Origin of the sequence: Streptomyces sp. NPDC048590 (genome assembly GCF_043199535.1) — a bacterium.
Classification (GTDB): Bacteria; Actinomycetota; Actinomycetes; order Streptomycetales; family Streptomycetaceae; genus Streptomyces.
Genome location: NZ_JBICWC010000026.1, coordinates 1 through 1,797 on the forward strand (window position 1 = coordinate 1; position 1,797 = coordinate 1,797).

Annotated in this window: 2 protein-coding genes; one reads left to right on the plus strand and one right to left on the minus strand. The window is 69.1% G+C overall.

What is annotated here, in order from left to right:
• A partial coding sequence (locus ACGFNN_RS35075; protein ID WP_393561970.1) for a hypothetical protein occupies positions 1-217 on the minus strand: 217 nt, incomplete at its 3' end.
• On the opposite strand from ACGFNN_RS35075, the gene ACGFNN_RS35080 reads away from it, so the two are divergent.
• The gene (locus ACGFNN_RS35080) at positions 126-1,766 is read left to right on the plus strand and encodes an IS1182 family transposase (RefSeq protein ID WP_393561969.1); all 1,641 of its coding nucleotides are present in this window, start codon (positions 126-128) and stop codon (positions 1,764-1,766) included. The two genes, ACGFNN_RS35075 and ACGFNN_RS35080, sit on opposite strands and share 92 nt — an antisense overlap.
• The last annotated feature ends 31 nt before the right edge of the window (positions 1,767-1,797 follow it).

A 1,797-nucleotide genomic window follows, 5' to 3' on the forward strand; every position in this document is an offset into this window, starting at 1 on the left:
GGATGCTGTTGGTTTTTTCGGGGCCTCGCGTGACGTCGGCCTTCGAGACCTGGTTGTGGTCTTGAAGGCCGACGTCGTCGTTTGGGGTGGTGCGGGTGTCGTTGCAGCCGAAGGAGTCTGGGGAGATCCCGGTGGAGACGGTGCGGGTGGCGCGGGCCGCGTTTCCGAAGGGGAGTCTGGCGATTCGGCTGAGGGACGCGCTGGGGCCGTTGTTCACGGATGAGGAGTTCGCGGATCTTTTCCCGGTGCGGGGCAAGCCCGCCTGGTCACCGGGGCGCCTTGCGCTGGTGCTGGTGTTGCAGTTCGTGGAGGGGCTTACCGACCGGCAGGCCGCGGAGGCCGTGCGGGCGAGGATCGACTTCAAGTACGCGCTCGCCTTGGATCTTGGTGATCCGGGGTTCGACTTCTCGGTGCTGTCGGAGTTCAGGGACCGGCTGGTCGAAGCCGACGCAGGACGGCGGGTGCTGGACGGGATCCTGGCCGCTGCCCAGGCCGAGGGACTGCTGAAGACGGCAGGCCGGGCCCGCACCGATGCCACGCATGTGCTGTCCGCGGCGCGGGAGCTGTCCTGGCTGGAGATGGTGGCCGAGACGCTGCGCTCGGCGCTCAACGCGCTGGCCCAGGCCACCCCGGACTGGCTGTCGGAGATCGCGGAGCCGGACTGGTTTCGTCACTACGCCACCCGCGCCGAGGACTCCCGGTTCCCCAAGGCCCGCACGAAACGCGATGAGGTGGGAGTGCGGATCGGCCGTGACGGGATGCGCCTGCTGGAGGCGGTCTTCGCCGCGGACGCGCCGGCCGGTCTCAATGTGCTGGCGGAGGTGGAGACCTTGCGGCGGATGTGGGTCCAGCACTTCCACCTGGTGGAAGGCGAGGTGAGGCGCAGGGACCCAAAAGACCGCCCGCCGGGCGCGTTGCGCCTGGTCACCCCATATGACGTCGAGACCCGCGGCAGCGTCAAACGCGACACGATGTGGGACGGATACAAGGTCCACCTGACCGAGACCTGCGAACCGGACGCCCCGAACCTGATCACGAACGTGGCCACCACCGTCGCCACCGTCCACGACAGCGTGACCGTCCCCGAGATCCATGACGGGCTGGCCGAGCGGGACTGTCTGCCCGGCGAGCACTGGGTCGATGCCGGATATCCCACCGCCGGCCAGGTCGTGACCGCCCGCCACGAACACGGCATCGCCCTGCACGGGCCGATGGCTGCCAACACCGCCGCCTCGGCCGACGGCCCCTTCGGACAGGACACCTTCACCATCGACTGGGACCGCAAGCAGGTGACCTGCCCTCACAAGACCACCACCACGCAATGGCGCCAAGGCCACTCCCAGCAGGGCCTGCCCGTCGTCCGGGTCCGCTTCAGCCCCACCGACTGCCGCCCCTGCCCCCACCTGCGCGACTGCGTCACCTCACCCACGGCCCAGCGTCGCGAGCTCAACTTCCGCCAGGACCGCGAGGAACACGAAATCGTCCGAGCGGCCCGGGCCGAGCAGCAGACCGACGCCTGGAAAGAGCGATACAAGATCCGAGCGGGCGTCGAGGGCACCATCTCCCAGGCCGTCGGGCGCTGCGGCCTGCGCAGATCCCGCTACCGGGGCCTGGCGAAGACCAGCCTCCAGCACCAACTCACTGGCGCCGCCCTCAACCTCACCCGCATCGACGCCCACCTCACCGGCACACCACGAGCCCGCACCCGCACCAGCCACTTCACAGCACTTCGCCCCGCCGAGCTGACGCTCGACGGGGCGAACTGATCAAGACCCCGGATTAACCAACAGCATCCGT